This is a genomic window from Paenibacillus harenae, assembly GCF_030812415.1.
GTDB classification, from domain to species: domain Bacteria; phylum Bacillota; class Bacilli; order Paenibacillales; family Paenibacillaceae; genus Pristimantibacillus; species Pristimantibacillus harenae_A.
This window is the reverse complement of the sequence record NZ_JAUSST010000002.1, coordinates 1,026,270-1,045,873: the sequence shown is the minus strand read 5'-3', so window position 1 is coordinate 1,045,873 and position 19,604 is coordinate 1,026,270. Positions and strand designations below refer to the sequence as shown.

The window sequence follows — 19,604 nt, the reverse complement described above, 5'->3', positions numbered from 1 at the left end:
TTTAATCCACCGCCTTCTGCAAAAATGCCGGTTGCTCCTGCAAAAACGACGGCTGAACCGGAAGCTTCGTAACCCACTTGCCCGATGCGGCGCGGATAGCGGAAGCAATGGCAGGCGCTAGCGTAACTGAACCTACTTCACCGATGCCGCGAGGCCCGTAAGTATCACCTTCCGGCAATTGCTCGATGGCAACGACCTCCACGTCTCCGCGCTGATCGGCGATCGTCGGTACGAGATACGTATCGAGGTTGCGGGTCATATAATAACCTTTGTCCATGACCGCATCTTCGGTGAGCGTGAAGCCAAGCGCCATGCTGCTTCCGCCTTCGATCTGTCCAAGGAAGCCTTGCGGATTGACGACCGGACCGGCGGCAACGGCATGCAGCTGTTTCAGGACATTCACTCTGCCGGTCAACGTATTAAGCTCGATCTTAACCGCAACCGCCGAATACGTGTACATGAAGTGCGCGCCAATTCGATCGACAGACGATGTCGGGAAGTGAAACGACGTCTCGCTTTTTACGGGCTCGCCTTCCAGCTGTGCAAGCTGTTCATAAGAGATAATTAACTCTTCACTGCCCTTGCGCCTCACTCCGCCTTCGCCGAGTTGAAGCTGATCGACTGCTAATCCTGCAGCCACAGTCGCGCGAGCGATAATCGCCTCCTCGAACGGAACGCGCATGCGCTCCAGCGACTTCCACATCATTGCCGTTGCTCTCGACGCTGTTGTTGAACCGCTATCCGGCACAATGTCCGTGTCGCCGATAACGATGCGCAGGTCGGATGCCGCGAATCCGAATTGCTCGATCAGCATCAGTTCCAGCGAAGCGATCAGTCCTTGGCCGAATTCCTCGTAGCCGAACACTGCCTCGATCTTGCCATCCTTCGCCAGTTGAAGCCTTCCTCCCGCCGGATCCGGGATACCGACGCCAAGCCCTGCGCCGTGCATCACAAAGGCCGCACCGACGCCGGTCTTGATCCAGGGCGGCTGATTGGAAGTTTGCTCTTTATCCTTTTCCTTCCACAGTTCGCTTCCCGCTACAACGCTCCACACCTGCTCTGCGCCGTCCGTCTGCGCGATTGGCTGGTTGAAAGGCCCGGTATCGCCAGTCCGCCTCATATTGAGCTTACGGAATGACCACGAATCCATGCCGTGCAGCTCCGCCAGCCGGTCCAGCTGACCTTCCAATGCGAAGATTGCCTGGTTGCCGCCGAAACCTCTAAACTCTCCCGACATTCCGTTATTGGTGAAGGCCGAGTAGCCGTTTATATCCAAATGCTCATATACATAAGGGCCTATGACATGCTCTACCGCAAAGTTAAGAACCTCTGCTCCTAATGTCGAATACGGCCCCGTATCGGCAATAATTCGAACTTGATGCGCGATAAGCTTTCCTTCGGCATTCGTGCCCGTCTTCATCGTTATTTTCATCGGATGGCGCTTCAGCCCCGCTCTTACCGATTCCCAGCGTGAATTGTGGAACTTGACCGGCAAACCCGTTCGAAGCGCTAGCAATGCACCGTAAGGCTGAACGTTCAGTTCATCCTTGCCACCGAACGAGCCGCCGATCGGACTCGATACGATTCGGATTTGTTGTTGCGGCAAATCCAGAATGCGGGACAGCTGCATTCGATCCATAAAGCCGTGCTGAGTTGGGGCATATACGGTCAACCGACCATCCTCGCCGGGCACGAACAAGCCGCCCTCTGTTTCCATATAAGTGTGCATTTGCCTCGGCGTGTAGTATGTCTCCTCGACAACATGAACGCACCCGGCGAAGCCTTCCGCCAGGTCTCCTTTGCTATAACCGGCGTGATGCAGCAGATTACCTTTCTCGTGAAGCTTAACCGCCTCTGGCGCAAGCGCAGCTTCGGCATCGTCCAATACGGGCAGCGGCTCGTATTCTACTTTAATAAGCATAAGCGCGTATTCCGCTTCTTCTAATGTTTCTGCGGCTACAGTCGCTACGGCGTCTCCGACGTATCGAACGCGATCCTCGCACAACACCGGTTGATCGGGATGCGCAATGCCGAATGCGTTTAGACCGGGCACATCCAAGTAAGTAAGCACGGCACGCACGCCTGATGCCTGCTTCGCCGCGTCGGTATCGATCGATAAGATGCGGGCATGGGGATGCTCGCTGCGAAGCACTAAGCCATACAGCATGCCTTCTGCCGTCATATCCGTCAAATACGATAATTGTCCGGTTACTTTAGAGGGGCCGTCCGGCCTAATGCGCCAGCGGCTTCCGCTTCCTTCGCGGTTTAACAGCATATCCTCACCACCCTCCCGTAACGGCTTCTGCCGCTGATTTCCACAGCTCCGTAACGATTAAATTAGCGGCTGTTGATTTGCGGTAGTCCGCAGAGGCGAATAGATCCCCTCTCGGCTCATAGACATCAAGCACCCCATCATAAATTCGCTGCAGCGTAGCTGCATGAAGCTCCGAGCCTGCGAACGCCGCTTCAAGCTCCTTCAGGCGGCGAGGTATCGTCTGACCGCCGCCAACCGCAAGCTTCATATGCTCCAGAACGCCCGAGGAGTTAATGGAGCCGACCACCGCCGCCGCTACGACGGACGGCGTGAACGCCTCGCGGCGTCCGACTTTATAGTAAGCGCCGAAGCGCTTCGTTTTCGAAACCAATTCTTCCTGCGCGGGTGCTACGGCATGCGAATCAGTTGTGCCTTCCGGCATCGGAATCGTAATGCCAATCAGAAGTCGACTCGCGGGCTGCGATGACAACAACGCTTGTTCCGTTGCAGCCAGCCAATCGGACAACTCCTCCCAATGCTCCCCTGCCCCGCCGAACAAATGCAACTGCGCATCGTAGACGAGCAGCGCAGGCAACGAATCGCCGACTAAAGAGCTAACATTGCCGCCTAGCGTAGCAAGCTGCCGTACTGACGGCGCGGCGATTTGCTTGACCGCCTCCGCCAACAGCGGAAGTTTCCGTGCGATCAGCGCATCGCTGCGGCAAGCTGCAAGCGAAGTCGCAGCATCGATCGTCATACCCGATTCATGCTCCCGAATCGGCTCTTCTTGACCGTTAATTCGGCTAACATCGATCAGATGGGCAGGCATCTTGGCCAGACCCGATTCCCATTGCGTGCGCAGCAGCGTCCCGCCTGCCGCATAGACGGCATCCGCGCCGAAGTTTTGTTTCAATTGCCATGCATCCGCCGCAGATTGCGGATGCCATACAAGAGGAGACTGTATGGTCTCCTGTTCGTGTGCGTTAGTCCCCATGCTGTTCCCCTCCTGCTCTGCTAAAATCGTTGTTCCCTTATATAAGGCGCGCCTAGTAACTTAAGCGAACGGACGGGCCGAGACCGTAAAGCAATAGCGTTATCGACTTTACGAGCGTCTCCGTTATGCCGTATTCTGTGCCGGACGTTCAAAACATGATATTATATAACATTAATATTGCATCTTCATGGTCGAATAGACTTGCATAACTCGATCGCAAGCTCTAAATCTACCTGATTGTCCACATCTAGCAATACTTCGTCAGACACAGCCGAGACGAATTCGCCATGGAAGCGAGCGTTGGCAAACAACTTGCGCGCTCCCTCATCGCCCTCCAATTCTTCAATAGCCTCGTACATCGTCCGTGACAATATAGCAGGCGGCATTAGCGTTAGCGGAAAGTCTTCCGCATCACCCGGGACGCTTGCCACATAATCAAGATGTGGTTGTTCGCGGAACCGACTCAGAAGGCGCTCAATATGCTTCCGGTCAACGAATGGCTGGTCCGCTAGCAGAACAAGGATCGCATCCGGCACCAGCTTCGCATCCGATCGACCGCTCAGCAGCGCCGTAAGCCCTTTACGGAGCGAATATGCCATCCCTTCATCCGCCCTCTCGCAGCGTATCATCCGTATCGAGGGAGCTCCTTTATGACGGAAATGCTGACTTCGCATAGATAGCTCTTCTTCGGGCGCCCAGTTCAAGGGATCGCTTGGATGTACGACAATGACCGCTTCCTCAACGCTGCATTGCAGAAGCGCATGAAGCGCCATTCTGCCGAGCGCTATCCCCGGCATCAGCACCAATTCCTGCTTGCGCCGACCCATCCGCCTGCTGAGGCCAGCTGCCAAATAAATGGCCGAAATGCCCATCCGATTTCGCCCCTCCCCGAGCGCGTTCGCTGCGTCCTGCTCGGACGGCAATGAGCTCCGCCACGACGCTAACCGCAATTTCATATGGACCGTCAGCGCCGATCGATAAACCGATCGGCGCTCTGACGTTCGACGGCATTAGAAAGGTCTCGAAGAGCATGCGAATCCTCTTCTTCGAACCCATAATGCCGATATAAGCTAATCCTAGCGGCAGAGCAATTCCTAATAGTTCTTTATCTTGCTGCAGCTGATGGCTGCAAATAATCAAATAATCGCTTCCGTTCAGCTCCAATTGCTCGGCAATCTCCGAAGGAGAGCCGATAACGCATTGCGCTTCAGGAAATCGTTCCTGCGAGCAGATGCCGGTCCGCCAATCTGCCATGACAAGCTGGAAGCCGGCATTTCTCGCAATCGAATAGATAGCCTCCGAATCGTTGCCTACTCCGAACAGAACTAGCCTCGGACGCGGCCGAATGGTGAAGAGCAATCGGTCAGGCACGTTATCGATCTCCGTAAGACGTATCTGCTCGGCCGTATCGTTCACCCGTTCGCGCAACCGGTAAGTGATATCCGAATCAATCAATCGCCGCTCCATCGTTACGCTTCGTCCGACGCTAACAATAGCCGCAGCTTCTATAAGCCGCTCTCGAAGCGTCCCCTTGACCGGCTCGAGCAGCACTCTTATCTCTCCTCCGCAACCGAGCGATTCGCCCCATATCGCGTCCTCTTCCGGCTTCATGTTATATTGAGCGATTTCGTATTGTCCTTCGCCGGACAACCACACCCGTTCCGTCCGCTCAAGCAAATCCTGCTCCAGACATCCCGGACTAACGGTCCCGATCTGCTCGCCGTCAAGCTTGAACAGCATGCATGCGCCTGGCTTGCGATAGGAATGTCCATTCACGTCTATAATCGTAGCGAGAACGGATGGCTCATCGCTCTTCACGATAGCTTGCAATAGCCGATGCACATCCATATGACGTCCCTCCCATTCCATTGGACCGCTATTTATTTCATCATTTGTATAAGTTATAACCGTCCGATTAGACGGCGAAGAGACTGGTCCGCTTCCTTCAACACGGTCGATTTATCGATCGTCCTCACCAGCTTCTGTTCCATCACAATTTGACCGTCGATAATGACCGTATCGACATCCCCTCTCGTCGCCGCATAGACGACGCGGGAATACCAATCGGCATCGAACGACGGATAGACATGGAAGTCTTCCAGATCCAGCAATTGAATATCGGCCAGCTTGCCGGCTTCAATGCTGCCGATACGGTCCTCCATGCCCAGTACGCGCGCCCCGCCGACCGTCGCCAGCCGCAGCACCTCTCTAGCATTCATAACGGTCGGTCCATGCTTCACCTTCTGAATATAAGCGGTCAGACGCATTTCCTGGAACATATCAAGATTGTTGTTGCACGGCGCTCCGTCCGCGCCAAGCCCAACGGCAACCCCCTGCTCGAGGAGCAGCGGAACTTCCGCAATGCCCGATGCCAGCTTCAGATTCGAGCCCGGGCAATGCGTCACCTTCACGCCGCGATCGCGAATAATGCGTTTCTCCTCTTCATCCAGCCAAATACTATGTGCGAGTACTAGATTAGGGCGCGCCAGACCGATATGGTCCAGATAGACGACATTGCGCATCCCGCGCTCTGCCTCAACCATCTCGATCTCGCCTAGATTCTCTGAAGCATGCGTATGCACCATTACGCCGTACCTCTCCGACAGGTCGCGAACGCCAATAAGCAACTCCTCCGTGCACGAGACAACAAATCGCGGGCAGAAAGCATATTGTATCCGGCCATCCGCCGCGCCATGCCACTTCTCCAACAGATCGACGCTGTCTTGAAGCGACTTCGCCGTATTTTCTTGCAGCGGCAGCGGAACCTCCGAGCCGTGATCCATCATTACCTTGCCTGACACGGCACGTATGCCGCTCTCCTTAATCGCTTGAAAGGCCGACTCCGTATAATGTACCGTCTCCATATCGAGAATCGTCGTCGTTCCGCTGCGAATGAGTTCGCCGATCCCTAACATAGCCGAATAATAGACGGAATCCTCGCTATGCGCCGCTTCAAGCGGCCATATTTTCTCCTTCAGCCAGTCGATCAAAGCGAGATCGTCCGCGCGACCGCGGAACAACGTCTGACAGAGATGAATATGCGTCTGAACGAAACCCGGCAGCAGCACCTTCCCTCCCGCATCGATAATGCGATCCGCATGCGGGGCATCGATGACGCCCCCTACTTGCTTGATTGCATTTCCTTCTATCAGAAGATCGCCTTCCAAAATGTCATGCTGTTCGTTCATCGTCATAATGACGGCATTGCGAATCCAAATCGTCGTCATGGCCATCTCCCCCCATTACTTTCCCGCGCGCGTTGTCTCCTTGACGCCACTGCTCGTCGCGAACGGCTGGTTAAGAAGCATCCGGCGGAAAATAAACGCAATTTTCAGACGCATTAAAACGTTCATCTTCTTTAAATCAACTTCCAGCAGCTCGCTTAGCTTCTCAATACGGTATGTAGCTGTATTGCGATGAATGAACAGCTTTTTGGCCGTTTCGTTCAATTGACCGTCGTTTTCCAAATAGCTTCAAGCGTGCGCAGCATCTCGGAGGCATATTCCGGATCTTTGTTCAATAACGAACCAAGCCATCGGTTGCAGAAAGCATCCGTTCTTTTGTTACCTGTTCGAAGATAAGCGCCAGATCCATCGTCTCACAGCTTAAGACTCGGCCGCCGCCCCATCGTACAAACGATTCGTTTCCTTGCACTCTTCGAACGCTTCCGCAAGCTGGTTAGCCCGTTTCTTCGCGCTGCTATCGAGGCCCTTCAACCGTTGAATGCTTGAATTGCACAGATATTCCGACTTCAGCATCTCTTGCTTCTCGATCCGCAGCTCCTTATGCTTCAACCCGCCATCCGTTAGCACGCAGCGATGCCATGGGCGGAACAGATCGATTTCGAAACACTCCGCATAATCCTCAAACGTCTCGACATGAAGCCCGTTCAATAAGTAACGTTTAATTAATAGGCCAAAGTCCTTCTGGACCGATAGCTCAAAATAATCCTTGCAGCTAAAATTCATATGGTAAGCGATCCGTTCAGCCGCTTGATAATACAACCCTTCCTCAATCGGCGTAACCAGCAGCTCCGAAGCATCTCGCCTTCCTTGATCCAATCCGTAATATCCGGAGCATCCATGACATTAACGGAAGAAATGATTCTGTTCTTGCCCTTGCTGTCGGCAATCAGCTTCCCTTCCGATAACGGATATACCGACAAAGCTTGCTCGACGGTCATATGAAGCGACACACCCCGCTCTCGAATGATTGCTGCTCCCTATTGTCTGCCCGACTCCCTATATTCCAAGCAAAACGTAAGCTAATATGTTAGTTTATCTAACATATTAAATCAGAAATTACCTTATGGCAATACAATATATGCACGAACGATCGATTTAATTTTCGTTTTTCCGTCATTATATAACACATACATTACACAATTTTGTTAGATCGGGAGAGTTGAGTTAGAAATCCAACCTATTGCAAAGTGTAAGCTGCGAGGTCAAGGCATTTGTTGATATCGAATAGTCAATTACAAGAAAAAAGACCTCGACCAGAGTCGAAGTCTTTATTTAACTAAATTTAGGCATCAGCTCCTCGAAGATGAGCCGGCGCGACAGGTCGGCGTCATTCCGTTTCGTAACCGCTTTGCGAACGACGATGACGAGTTCATAGTCGGGTACGATAAGCAAATATTGCCCGCCATGACCGAAAGCGAAGTAGCAGTCGGCGCATCCGTTATGACTAACCGGCGTGCGCCACCAGTGATAGCCGTATTCGCCGTAGATCGGCGGCTCGTAATGCAGCAAGCCGCGATGATGCATCTCGGTAGAGAGGTTTATCCATTCCGTCGACAGCAGCCTCTCGCCTTGCCAGATACCCTCCTTTAAGTAGAGCTGCCCGAACTTCGCGAGGTCCATGCCGTATAAGCTTAGCCCCGTACCGCCTTCATTGACGCCATCGCGCTTCGTCCATCTTGCCTTGCGGAATTGCAGCGGTTGAAATAGCTTCTCGCTTGCATAAGCTAGCGCCGGAGTACCTACTGCCTTCGTCAGTATGGCGGACAACAGATGCGATGCGCCTGAATTGTACGCGTAAGCCTGACCCGGAGGCGAGATAATCGGCCTGTCCAGTACGAATCCGATCGGATCGCTTGACGCACGCAATGCCCGGTACGGCTTATCGAAGTCCGGCCACTCGAATCCGGGTGTCATGGATAACAGATGCTTGATTCGTATCGGCGCTTCGCTCTCGTCTGCCAAACGAAGCGCTGCCGGATGGTCCAAATAATCGAAGATCGGTTGGTCTACGCTTTCAATCCGTCCTTCATCGATCGCCATGCCGATCAGGCATGACAGCACGCTCTTCGTACAGGAATAAAGGCTGCCCATCGCGTCCGCCCCAAGTTCGTACCACTCCGCTGCAACCTCGCCGCCTTGCAGTACGATGACCGTATTCATTTTCCAAGTACGAAGCTGCTCCTCGATCGATTCCAGCCTGCTTGGTAACTTCATCATGCTCATGCTGCCTTCCTCTCCTCTATGAAGCGCTACTTTGCTGCTCAGCCGCGCGGCGATTAGGCAAGGTTGCCGAGACAAGCAATATGACAACCGACAATAACGCCACCCAAATAAAAATCGTATGCAAGCTCGCTTCCAACAGCTCGGCGTCAATACGATTCGTACTGCCGGTATTGAGCATCATTCCGAACGCCGTTATGCCGATCGTCTGGCCGAGCGTCCGAATGAAGTTGTTGCTGGCGACAGCCGAGCCGCGCTGCTCCCAGCCGACGGCGGACGATACCGTTACCGTAAGCGAGGTCAGCGTTAAGCCGAATGACAATCCCGACAGCAGCGTGTAGACGATGAACAGTGCGAACGGCGTCTGCGGGTCCATCAGCGCAAGACCGATTCCGCTTATGAGCAGCAAGCAAGCGCCCGTCACCGTAATGAGGCGTACGCCTAGCTTCGCAATCCAATTGCCCGCCAATATCGCCCCAAGCGGCCATGCGATGGACAACGGAATCATGACTAATCCCGAATAGGTCGCCGGCTTGTTATATACCCCTTGAATCCATAACGGCAAATAAAAAATAATGACGACATTTACGACGCAAATTAAAAAACCCGCCAGGTTGGCGACGCTTATTATGCGGATCTTGAATAATTCGAACGGAATGATCGGCTCGGCCGATCGCCACGATGCCGCAACGAATAAAGCAAGGAAAACGACTGCGGTCGCGAACAACGTTCCGATCGCAAGGCTGGAGATGCCGTTCACGTCTTTATCGCGCAGAAGCGTCATACCGTAGAGGAAGGCGAACATGCCTATCGTGAATAACGCAATGCCTATGTAGTCGATATGGCGTTTCTTCTTTTCGAACGATTCGCGCAGAGCTGCCGACAGCATGTAGATCGCTGCGATGCCAAACGGCAAATTCATATAGAAGATCGCCCGCCACGAGACGTAATCGACAAGCAGACCGCCCAACAACGGGCCCGAAATACCCGCTATGCCCCATACGCTGGACATCCAGCCCTGCACTTTGGCCCGCTTCTCGTAGGGGTACAAATCGCCGATAATCGTATAAGGGATCGTCGTTAACGCGCCAGCGCCGAGTCCTTGCAGCGCACGGAACCAGATCAACTGATTCATCGTTTGCGCAACGCCCGATAACATGGAGCCCGCCAGAAAGATAAGCGCGCCGACGATAAATATCCTTTTGCGACCGTAGAGATCGGATAACTTGCCGTAGACCGGCGTCGTAATAACCGTCGCCAGCAAATAAATCGAAATAATCCAGCTATATTGCCTAATCCCTTCAAGCTCGCTCGTTATGCTCGGCATTGCGGTGCTGACAATAGTCCCTTCGATTGCGGCAAGAAAGGTGGCGACGAACAAAGCAATCGTCACTTGTTTCCGATTTTGTTGTGCTTGCATGCTTCACCCTTTCATTCCATCCGTATAGGAAAATAGAGTCGTCACTCTATACTATATTCTATTTTGTTCGTTATCGGGGTGAAATATGAATCATCATCATTATGATGTTTGCTGAAGGCTTTCTCTCCATAAGCGAAGGCATTCAGCCTTCGTTGCCTTCGCGAGATATTCGCCGCGCTCCGCTTCGCAAGCCGTCCAGAAGCATCGATCGTTGAACAAGCTTCGCAGAAGCTGCTCCGCCGCCTTGCATGCGGCAAGCTCATCCGCAAGCAGCTTGATGCATATCGTATATACAAGCGCCTCGCTTCGCCGTAAATAGTCAACTTTTTGTTCAAAACCAAGCATGCTTGCAGCCGCCTTTCGACCTATTCCCAAAATCTTCTTCAACTATTGTAGCTTAGCCGAGGAACGAATTAGTTACGAAAAGGTTAAAATTGAATCCTGCCTCCGTTACCAACGTATAATAGGTATCCATAATAAAGCGAGTATGATAAGCTATCGGGTAGATGAAATATTAATATGTAATAATTTGGAATGATAGGATGCGTGTATATATGGGTGCCTACGACTTGCTATTATCTATAATTGAACAGGTTGGCTATGCGGCTTTGTTTCTCGTCTTATGCCTTGGATTAATCGGATTGCCGATCCCGAACGAGGCCGTTGTCATGACCGGAGGCGCGCTGGTAGCTTCCGGCGTTCTCTCTCCGATCCCGGCTTTCATCATGACTTGTCTGGGCATATGCTCCGCGATGAGCTTCGGGTATAGCATCGGAAGATTCGCGGGCAGCCGCTTGTCGAACTGGTTCAGCAGCAAGAAAAACATTAATCGGTTCGTTAAGCGATCGGAAGAGCTAAGCAGCAAGTACGGCGGTTATGCGATCAGCTTAAGCCTCTGTCTTCCTTTCTTAAGACACGTAACGCCTTATGTGATGGGACTTAATAAAATGCCTTTCAAGCGCTTTATCTTATTCGCATACCCGTCGGCTTTCGTCTGGACGCTTATTTATTTTATTATCGGCACGTTTGTCGGCGAGCAGGTCCAGAATATCGCGAACGCCATTTATCAATACGGCATTTGGATCGTTGCCGCGCTTGCGGCAGCCGCAATCATTTACTTTGGATTCCGGATCGCCAAACAGCGCAGAACGACAAAGAAAAACGTGGAACGTACGATGTAATAGGCATGGTATAAGCAAGGAGAAGTGTCGCATTAGCGGCATTTCTCCTTTTTGTTATATAGAACAAACACATTATTGCCTGTAAAGAAGATAAATGAAGCATGAGAGAGAATTCACTGCTTGTAAGCGCTTATTCAAAGGTTGGCTTAAAGGATTTGAACATATGAGATAAAGTATAATGACCCTTAGTGAACATCGGCCCCGACTTTTCTGAGAGTGGAAAGTCATTTCTAATATCTGCACACAAGCTCTTCCCATCTCAATTTCCCAAGGAGGTTTATTTGCTTTGCGTTACAATCTGAAACAAAACTGGTTTTCCAACACCCGCAACGATATTTTATCCGGCATTACAGTAGCTCTTGCGCTCATCCCTGAATCGATCGCCTTCTCGCTAATGGTCGGCGTCGATCCGATGGTCGGCATCTATGCATCGTTCTGCATCGCCGTCATTACCGCTTTCGCGGGCGGCAGACCCGGCATGATTTCGGCAGCGACAGGCGCTATGGCGCTGATTATGGTAAGCCTCGTCGATAAGCACGGCATTGAGTATATGTTCGCGGCGACCATTTTGGCTGGTATTCTGCAGTTTATAATGGGTGCGCTAAAACTAGGACGCTTCATTCAATTCGTTCCTCACTCCGTCATGCTTGGTTTCGTGAATGCGCTCGGCATTCTTATCTTTACGACGCAGCTCGTTCACTTTAAAGGCGCAAGCTGGATCATGTATGCGCTCGTTGGCTTAACGTTGCTCATTATTTATATTTTGCCGAAATTTACGAAAGCCATCCCGTCGCCGCTTGCGGCGATTATTATTGTATCGCTTCTCGCGATTGCGATTGGCGCGGATCTTAAGACCGTAGGCGATATGGGCAAAATCGAAAGCGTCCTGCCTTTCTTCCATTTGCCCGATCTTGCTCTTTCCTTCGATACGTTAGCCATCTTATTCCCTTATTCGTTCTCGCTGGCAATCGTAGGCATTCTGGAATCGTTGCTTACGGCATCGGTTATCGATGAGATAACCGATACGGCGAGCAATAAGAACAGAGAAGTAAGAGGCCAAGGCGTGGCGAATATCGTCACCGGCTTCTTCGGCGGCATGGCAGGCTGCGCATTAATCGGGCAATCGGTCATCAATATGAAGTCCGGCGGCCGAACGCGGTTATCCACGCTTGTTTCCGGCGCTTTCCTGCTATTCCTCATTCTCGTGCTTAGCGATATGGTGCGTGCGATCCCGATGGCTGCGCTTGTTGGCGTCATGGTCATGGTCGCGATCAGCACGTTTGACTGGAAGTCGGTGCTTCATATTCATCGGGCTCCGCGCACCGATGCGTTCACGATGATTGTAACGGTAGCCATCGTGCTGGTGACGCATGATTTGTCCAAGGGCGTCATGGCCGGCGTCGTGCTCAGCGCCTTGTTCTTCGCGTGGAAGATTGCCAAGATCAAGACATCTGTCAAAGTCGATGCGGCAAACGTCAAGACGTATACGCTTCGCGGACAGTTGTTTTTCGGAACGACGACCAGCTTTGTGAATCTGTTCGATTATACGAATGACCCGCAAACAATCGTGCTTGATTTCAGCGGCTCGCATGTATGGGATCAGTCGGCTGTAACGGCAATGGCGAAGGTGAAAGCAAAGTACGAGCTGCTGGACAAACACGTAACGTTCATCGGACTTAACGAAGAGAGCAAGACGATCGTTCATAAGACGGGCTTAACCTCATCGGGCGGCCATTGACAAAATAAAGGCGCGTACATTCTAACATCCTTTATGGATGCAGGAACGCACGCGCTTCTTTTGTAACCCTCTGCTTATTTGTCCAGCTTTGCCTTCGCTGCCTCTACAAGCTGATCGAACAGCTCGTCGTCTTCTTCGAGCTGCTCCTCCAAGGCCAGCAGTTGCTCTTCCTTGCCTGACTCGTGGAGGAAGAACAACCCGTAGCCCCAATCTCTAGTACCGCGTTTGCTCTGCAAAGCGATCTCGTATGGATTGGTGTGCCCTTCTGCCTCAAACTGTACTTTGCCGACATACCCCTCTTCCTTCGAGTACGTCATCTCGGCGTTCAAAATCGTAATTTGCATTGCAAGTCTCTTCCTCTCGGCATTCTAACAGCGATTATTGCGGTGTCAGTTGATTTAATTGATTGAGCAGTTCATTGATCTTATTGATCGTATCCGGAATTCCAGTCGCGTCGAACGCCGCTCGGCCTTGCTCGATATTCGTCAGCGCCGTATCGATGCTCAGATTCAATTGGGCATTATATTCGGTAATCGACTGATGCAGATCCTTCGCGTAATCCGGAACGGTCAGCGCCCCGTAATCTTTGATCTGCTCCTGAAGCGCCAGCAGCTGCTCCTTAAGCTCGGTTCTCGCGTTCAAATCGGTCAGCGCTTGCTCAGCCATCGTCTGCATGTTTTGTCCGAAGTTCGTAATCGTCTGCAAATAGTTCGTTGTCTCCGCAGCGAAATTGACGGTTTGGGTTGCTTCCTCGATAATGCCGCAGCCAGCGGCGAATACCATTGCTGCGACTACAATCAGCGTTAAGCTTCTTCTCATCATTGGCAAACCTCTCCTTTATCACCATGCTTAAGTAGAATAGCATAGCCTCTAATCTGCTTGCAACCGAATAGAAGATTCATGGCGAACGCCTATCCAGCCCTTTGCATACATTACAATACGATTCCGGCACAGCACGGTTTCGTGTATCCCATGAGAGGGTGGTTTGGATGGTTATTCAATTAACGGCGCTGCACTGGGTTTATCTCGGCTTCATAGTCGCCATTATTGGATTCATGCTAATGAGGCGCGATACGACGTTAATCTGTATCGCGGGCATACTCGGCATCGGTTTGCTTGCGACCACGTCGTTAAGCGGCTCGGTAAGCGGTATCTTCGATAGCTTTATTTTTGCCATCAAAGAATTAATAGGCACAATACTCATTATATCCATCATCGTTGCCATGAGCCGCGTGCTTATACGTACCGGAATAAATGAGATTATGATATCGCCGTTCACTTGGTTCATGAAGTCGCCGGCGCTTGCTTTCTGGGGAATCGGCATCATTATGATGGTAACGTCGTGGTTTTTCTGGCCATCCCCTGCCGTTGCGCTCGTCGGAGCGGTTCTCCTGCCGGTCGCGATTCGCGTCGGACTGCCGGCGCTCGGGGCAGCTGTTGCGATGAACTTGTTCGGTCACGGTATCGCACTCTCCGGCGACTATATTATTCAAGGCGCTCCGAAGCTGACAGCCGACGCCGCAGGACTGCCGGTCAGCGAAGTGATGCAAGCAAGCATACCGCTCGTCATCGTCATGGGTGTCGTTACAACGGTATCCGCTTATTGGATGATGCGACGCGATCAGCGGCTCGGCAAGTGGAATGACGGACTTGTTGCCGCTACCCCCGATGAAATTCGGGCCGATAGCAAAGACCTGGCCGAAGGGGCCGCAAGCCTGTCGCTCGGCACGAAACAATTTCTAGCCGTCCTCATCCCTGTCTTGTTTGCCGTTGACGTAATCGCGATGTTCATGCTTGATCTTCAAGGCGGAGAAGCTACTGCGCTAATCGGCGGTACGTCGATCCTTATCATGCTGCTCATTACGATGCTGTCGCATAGGGGGGAAGGACTCGAGAAGACGACAAGTTATTTAATTGAAGGCTTTCTGTTCGGCTTCAAAGTGTTCGGGCCCGTTATTCCGATCGCGGCCTTCTTCTACCTCGGCGATTCGGGCTTCCTGTCCTTGTTCGGAGAGAAGCTCCCTGACGGCTCTCACGGAATTGTCAATGACCTTGGCCTGGCGCTTGCGCATACCGTGCCTGTCAACGGCGTCATCGGCTCCGTAACGCTGACTGTCGTTGGCGCAATAACCGGTCTGGACGGATCTGGATTCTCCGGCATATCGCTCGCCGGCTCTATCGCCCAGCTATTCGGTCACGCCATTGGTTCCGGCCTGGCAACGTTGACCGCTCTTGGTCAAGTCGCCGCCATATGGGTCGGCGGCGGCACGATTATCCCTTGGGCCCTTATACCGGCAGCGGCCATCTGCGGCGTGAGCCCGTTCGAACTCGCTCGCCGCAACTTGAAGCCGGTACTGATCGGGCTTGCCGTTACGACGATCGTTGCGATGTTCTTGATTTAAGACGTTTTCTCTTCCTCGCGTATAGGAAGGATACGGCTCCAATAAGAAGCAGCAGCAGCATGAGCGTAATCATATAGCTGCTGCTTTCTTGATTGTTCATTCCTGACGTTGGCGCTGGCGGAATAGAGCCTTTGCCAAGCGCGGCTATGTCTTCCCCCGCATCGCTATACGGCGTTGTTCTGCTGCACAGGCTCACCTCCAGCGATTTTCCCGTCTCGCGGGCATACACCAAGTAACGCTGCCCGCTCTTGAATTCGAAGCCGCAGCTTTCGCCGCTGCGAGCCGAAATAACCGCAATATCGGATGTTACAAGTCCTTTCCATACCTCATTGACATGAAAGGTTGTTTTGACCGCATCCGCCGACGATTGGAACAACGAAATTCCGGATGACTTCATCGATACAACCGTTCCTTCGAATACGGCGTCGCTGCGGGCACTCTCATCCATCACTGTCCCATTTGCCACGCAAGAGCACGCATACATCATCTGAGGAGCAGACAACAACCCTCCGGATACAAGCATTATGACTGCGAGCAGCCAGATCCATTTCATTCTCTTCATCTCTATTCCCCCATCGTCTGCTGCATTTCTAAAAACATCTCTAATTCCTATATAACGCGCCACGTTGGAAATTAGTTTCAGATGCTCCTATTTCTCGGCAATAATGACGGTTCGGAACCGCAAAAGATGAATAAACGATCAAAAATCGATGAAACAAGCTGCCTCCGAAACCGTAGAAATACTTTGGAGCGGATTTCAGCCTCGACATAAGAGGAAAATCGGTTTCGCACAAAAAAATGCCAGGAGGTGTTTACTCTGTTCAAAACCGCTATCGGCCGATTGAGAATTGTAGGATTTTATGAGGGGATTTCGTTCCTGGTGTTGCTGCTTATCGCGATGCCGCTCAAATATTGGGCCGAACTGCCGCAGATGGTTACCATCGTCGGCGGCTTGCATGGCTTATTGTTCACTCTGTACGGATTCGCTCTTCTTCACGTCTGGATCAAGCATCGCTGGTCGTTTCTGAAGGTCTTGGCCGCATTCATTGCCGCTTTCGTTCCCTTCGGCACGTTCGTTTCCGACGCCAAGCTGCTTCGCAATCATCCTTAAGATCAAACATAAACAAGAGCCGCCTGTATCATCCACCGATGAAACATACGGCTCTTGTTTATGTTTTGGCGCTTATCCCCTACGCATGTCCGAATGCTTCGGCATCCGATTCATTCATGGCGATCTCGATCTCGATTTTGCGAATCCGGTTATCGTCCCGCTCCCTGATGGTGAAGATCATATTATGATAGCTCCATGACTCCCCGACAGGCAGATCGGGCTTCCGATTGAATAACCATCCTCCTATCGAGTCCACTTCCTCGCTATCCAGATCGGTGCCCGCCGTATCGTTGAACTCAACGATCAGCGCTTTGCCGTCCACCATATAACGATGCTCGTTCAGCATCTCGATCTCCTTCACTTCATCCGCGTCGAATTCGTCGCGAATCTCGCCGACAATCTCCTCTAAGATGTCTTCGATGGTAATGAGACCCGAAGTGCCCCCGTATTCATCGAGCAAAATGGCAATATGTACGCGCTCCAGCTGCATTCTGCGCAGAAGCTTGTTGATCGGCATCACATCGGGCACGGACATAACCGGCTGCAGCAGCGTCTTCACGTCCAATTCGCGGTCGCTTTCGTAACGCAGGAAAAACTGCTTTGTGTTGACGATGCCGATAATATTGTCCTTGCTCCCGCTCGCATACGGAAACCGTGTATATTGCTCCTTCTTAATGACAGCCAAATTCTCCTGATGGGAATGCTCGGCGAACAAACATACCATATCCGTTCGAGGCACCATAATTTCACGCGCGAGCCTCTCGTCGAATTGGAATATCCGATTCACGTAGCCGTACTCGCTTTTGTTGATTTTGCCGCTCTCGTAGCTCTCCGAAAGAATGATACGGATCTCTTCCTCGGAATGCGCCTCATGCTCCTTCGTCGGCTTGAAGCCTAGCAGCCTCACGAGGCCGTTCGCCGATCCGTTAAGCACCCAGATGAACGGATACATCACCTTGTAGAAGATGATAATGAGCGGCGCAGTCAACTGGCTGATTCGCTCAGACATTATAATGGCCAGCGTCTTCGGAGCAAGCTCGCCAAGCACGACATGCAAGTAGGTTACGAGCACGAAGGAAATAAGGAAAGAGAGAACCGAGCTAACCTCTTCTCCGAGCTCAAGACGATAGAATAAAGGATGCAATATTTGTTCAACGGTCGGCTCTCCTAACCAGCCGAGACCGAGCGCCGTGATCGTAATCCCGAGTTGACAAGCGGATAAGTAGCCGTCCAGCTTCAAGATGACTTTTTCAACCGCCCTTGCATTTTTCAATCCCTCGGAAACCATCTGGCTGACTCGGCTTGATCGCATTCGAATGATGGAAAATTCCGTTGCGACGAAAAAAGCGGTAAACAAAAGCAGCAGCGCAAATATTAGAAGCTTTAAAACCATCGTCTTCTTCCTTTGCTATGTTAATGAGGTTAGTAACCGACCTCCACCGACGCGTTCACGACATAGATCAGATCGTTTTTGTCGTCTTTGTCCGGCAGAACGACTCCGCTGGTCGTTACCATGCCGCCATCGATGATTTCGACGGTTACTTGACCGTATGGCAGTGCGGCCTTCACTTGCTCGACGTCGAGCAGCTCGCGGTCGCAAGGGACGGCTAGCTTCACATGCACCTTCATGTTGTCGAGCGTGCCGCCAGGCAACACAGATCGCAGACCGGGCATCGAGTTATGGTGAATCGCGTTTTGTACGGCGCGTACCGATGCTTTGGTAATATTTTGACCGTGAAGATCGCAACCCATGCCAATTTCTATGAAAAATAACTTATCCACTTATACAGCCTCTCCTTTATTTGTAAAATAGATACATGCGAGCTTCGATTCCATTACCACGGCGTATCAACATCATTAATATTGCCATTGCTATCTTTATAGCTGTTCCCTGCACGATCCGTATCTGCCGCAGGCTGCTTCCTGCCGATTAAAGGCAGTACATCGGTCAGATCCGGCGGCTGCAACAGCTCAACCGGCGACATCCCCTTATCGAACTGGAACATATCCCCTTCGATAACGACTACATAACGCCCGTTATGCTTTGCGATATGAAGCGAATCGCCGAAGTCCGCGAGCAAGCCCTTCACCGTCATGCTATCCAGCTTGAACGAGAACGGCAAGTCCGGCTTCTGCTCGACCAGCGCCGCCGATGCCACGGCAACCTGCTCCTGCGGCCACCATTCCTGAATGTCTCGCTTCTCGCTCGCCGCCCAAACTTCGATCGCGTTTTCCTCTTCGCGACGCTCCGTGCTCTCGTCGTCCTGCCATTTGTCCGATATATACTGCTGCACCATCTCGATGACCTGCTCGCCCATCACTTCCGGCAGCGGCTTCTCATAGGTGACATATTTCAAGAAATCCTCGAAGTACCGGGCGTGCGACGCTTGATGAATTTTCAGTTCCCAATGCTCCAGCATCCCTTCCTCCGGCATATGCGGGTACTGGATCGACTTGATGCTGCGCGCGCTGATCGCCATCTCGACTTGCGAGATTAAGCTGCGCTCGTCCGCAATACGCGCGATCTTCGGTTCAAAGTCACATTTGAGCAAAAATAAAAAAGGCTCGTCGAAGTAAGTGTTCAGCTTGGAACGAGCGATAATGAACGCGCCGCCGCGTACAGCGCTCGTATCCATATAAATGCGAACGAGCTCGTCGGCAATGCCGATGAAGCGCTCCTTCGTATCCGCATCGCGCAGTCTTTGGAACAAATTGTAGTTCTGGTTGCTGCCCAGCTCATAACCCGGTTCCACGGCAAATCGGCCGATCTTCGTCGGCGCGTTCGCCGTATTCGGGTTGCGCTCGACCTTGCGCTTTACGACCCTCGCGAATTCTTCGTCCAGAAACTTCTTAATCTCGCTATCCTCATAGCCATCCTCATCCAGCGTTTGATAATGCTTGAACCGTTTGCCTGACGAAGACGCGCTTTCTTCTCCGTCCGTATGAATAACGAAAAACGATAAATATTGCATATGAAAATCCACGGCTGCTGCTCCCCCATGTTACTTGATTTTTGCTATGGCCTGAACTAGCGTCCGT

20 protein-coding genes are annotated in these 19,604 nt (G+C 52.0%); 4 read left to right on the top strand and 16 right to left on the bottom strand.

Annotation, left to right across the window (positions count from 1 at the left end):
• Position 1: 1 nt before the first annotated feature.
• The 10 genes from pucD to J2T14_RS09645 all read right to left on the bottom strand — a co-directional run bounded on the left by pucD (position 2) and on the right by J2T14_RS09645 (position 10,478).
• Positions 2-2,275, bottom strand: a complete 2,274-nt coding sequence (pucD, locus tag J2T14_RS09690; RefSeq protein ID WP_307470231.1) for a xanthine dehydrogenase subunit D — start codon at positions 2,273-2,275, stop codon at positions 2-4.
• Between the two features lie 4 nt (positions 2,276-2,279).
• On the bottom strand, positions 2,280-3,248 hold the full coding sequence (locus J2T14_RS09685) for an FAD binding domain-containing protein (protein WP_307470230.1): 969 nt from the start codon (positions 3,246-3,248) through the stop codon (positions 2,280-2,282).
• 185 nt (positions 3,249-3,433) lie between these two features.
• Complete coding sequence (locus J2T14_RS09680; protein WP_307470228.1) at positions 3,434-4,075, bottom strand: nucleotidyltransferase family protein; 642 nt, start codon at positions 4,073-4,075, stop codon at positions 3,434-3,436.
• Positions 3,987-5,096 (bottom strand): XdhC family protein, encoded by a 1,110-nt coding sequence (locus J2T14_RS09675; protein WP_307470226.1) that lies wholly within the window; start codon positions 5,094-5,096, stop codon positions 3,987-3,989. The genes J2T14_RS09680 and J2T14_RS09675 overlap by 89 nt, the downstream gene beginning before the upstream one ends.
• 53 nt (positions 5,097-5,149) lie before the next feature.
• Complete coding sequence (locus tag J2T14_RS09670; protein ID WP_307470224.1) at positions 5,150-6,475, bottom strand: 5'-deoxyadenosine deaminase; 1,326 nt, start codon at positions 6,473-6,475, stop codon at positions 5,150-5,152.
• A gap of 15 nt (positions 6,476-6,490) precedes the next feature.
• The gene (locus tag J2T14_RS09665) at positions 6,491-6,697 is read right to left on the bottom strand and encodes a helix-turn-helix domain-containing protein (protein WP_307470222.1); all 207 of its coding nucleotides are present in this window, start codon (positions 6,695-6,697) and stop codon (positions 6,491-6,493) included.
• Positions 6,698-6,853: 156 nt separating this feature from the next.
• On the bottom strand, positions 6,854-7,309 hold the full coding sequence (locus tag J2T14_RS09660; protein ID WP_307470221.1) for a hypothetical protein: 456 nt from the start codon (positions 7,307-7,309) through the stop codon (positions 6,854-6,856).
• A gap of 456 nt (positions 7,310-7,765) precedes the next feature.
• Positions 7,766-8,716, bottom strand: coding sequence for a serine hydrolase domain-containing protein (locus tag J2T14_RS09655; RefSeq protein ID WP_307470219.1), 951 nt, complete (start codon positions 8,714-8,716; stop codon positions 7,766-7,768).
• Positions 8,717-8,732: 16 nt separating this feature from the next.
• Positions 8,733-10,133: an MDR family MFS transporter gene (locus tag J2T14_RS09650; RefSeq protein WP_307470217.1), complete on the bottom strand. Its 1,401-nt coding sequence runs from the start codon at positions 10,131-10,133 to the stop codon at positions 8,733-8,735.
• A 99-nt stretch (positions 10,134-10,232) separates the two neighbouring features.
• Complete coding sequence (locus J2T14_RS09645) at positions 10,233-10,478, bottom strand: hypothetical protein (protein WP_307470215.1); 246 nt, start codon at positions 10,476-10,478, stop codon at positions 10,233-10,235.
• A gap of 209 nt (positions 10,479-10,687) precedes the next feature.
• Between J2T14_RS09645 and J2T14_RS09640 the strand changes: the two genes are divergently transcribed.
• Both J2T14_RS09640 and J2T14_RS09635 read left to right on the top strand, forming a co-directional pair.
• Positions 10,688-11,314 (top strand): DedA family protein, encoded by a 627-nt coding sequence (locus J2T14_RS09640; protein WP_307470213.1) that lies wholly within the window; start codon positions 10,688-10,690, stop codon positions 11,312-11,314.
• Between the two features lie 286 nt (positions 11,315-11,600).
• Positions 11,601-13,052 carry a SulP family inorganic anion transporter gene (locus J2T14_RS09635; protein WP_307470211.1) on the top strand — a complete coding sequence of 484 codons (1,452 nt, stop codon included), beginning with the start codon at positions 11,601-11,603 and terminating at the stop codon, positions 13,050-13,052.
• Between the two features lie 74 nt (positions 13,053-13,126).
• Here J2T14_RS09635 and J2T14_RS09630 read toward each other — a convergent pair whose 3' ends face one another.
• Both J2T14_RS09630 and J2T14_RS09625 read right to left on the bottom strand, forming a co-directional pair.
• Positions 13,127-13,396: a hypothetical protein gene (locus J2T14_RS09630; protein ID WP_307470209.1), complete on the bottom strand. Its 270-nt coding sequence runs from the start codon at positions 13,394-13,396 to the stop codon at positions 13,127-13,129.
• A 34-nt stretch (positions 13,397-13,430) separates the two neighbouring features.
• Positions 13,431-13,874 (bottom strand): DUF6376 family protein, encoded by a 444-nt coding sequence (locus tag J2T14_RS09625; RefSeq protein WP_307470208.1) that lies wholly within the window; start codon positions 13,872-13,874, stop codon positions 13,431-13,433.
• A 167-nt stretch (positions 13,875-14,041) separates the two neighbouring features.
• Between J2T14_RS09625 and J2T14_RS09620 the strand changes: the two genes are divergently transcribed.
• The gene (locus J2T14_RS09620; protein WP_307470207.1) at positions 14,042-15,454 is read left to right on the top strand and encodes a hypothetical protein; all 1,413 of its coding nucleotides are present in this window, start codon (positions 14,042-14,044) and stop codon (positions 15,452-15,454) included.
• On the opposite strand, the gene J2T14_RS09615 is transcribed toward J2T14_RS09620, so the two are convergent.
• A complete protein-coding gene (locus J2T14_RS09615; protein WP_307470206.1) occupies positions 15,423-16,016 on the bottom strand; it encodes a hypothetical protein in 594 nt (197 codons plus the stop codon). The two genes, J2T14_RS09620 and J2T14_RS09615, sit on opposite strands and share 32 nt — an antisense overlap.
• Positions 16,017-16,271: 255 nt before the next feature.
• On the opposite strand from J2T14_RS09615, the gene J2T14_RS09610 reads away from it, so the two are divergent.
• Positions 16,272-16,565: a DUF3817 domain-containing protein gene (locus J2T14_RS09610; protein WP_307470421.1), complete on the top strand. Its 294-nt coding sequence runs from the start codon at positions 16,272-16,274 to the stop codon at positions 16,563-16,565.
• A 79-nt stretch (positions 16,566-16,644) separates the two neighbouring features.
• Here J2T14_RS09610 and J2T14_RS09605 read toward each other — a convergent pair whose 3' ends face one another.
• The 3 genes from J2T14_RS09605 to J2T14_RS09595 are packed head-to-tail and all read right to left on the bottom strand — an operon-like array spanning position 16,645 to position 19,549.
• On the bottom strand, positions 16,645-17,958 hold the full coding sequence (locus tag J2T14_RS09605) for a hemolysin family protein (protein WP_307210474.1): 1,314 nt from the start codon (positions 17,956-17,958) through the stop codon (positions 16,645-16,647).
• A gap of 29 nt (positions 17,959-17,987) precedes the next feature.
• Positions 17,988-18,347 carry a Lin0512 family protein gene (locus J2T14_RS09600; RefSeq protein ID WP_307210471.1) on the bottom strand — a complete coding sequence of 120 codons (360 nt, stop codon included), beginning with the start codon at positions 18,345-18,347 and terminating at the stop codon, positions 17,988-17,990.
• Positions 18,348-18,400: 53 nt separating this feature from the next.
• Complete coding sequence (locus tag J2T14_RS09595; protein WP_307470205.1) at positions 18,401-19,549, bottom strand: DUF3900 domain-containing protein; 1,149 nt, start codon at positions 19,547-19,549, stop codon at positions 18,401-18,403.
• Between the last annotated feature and the right edge of the window lie 55 nt (positions 19,550-19,604).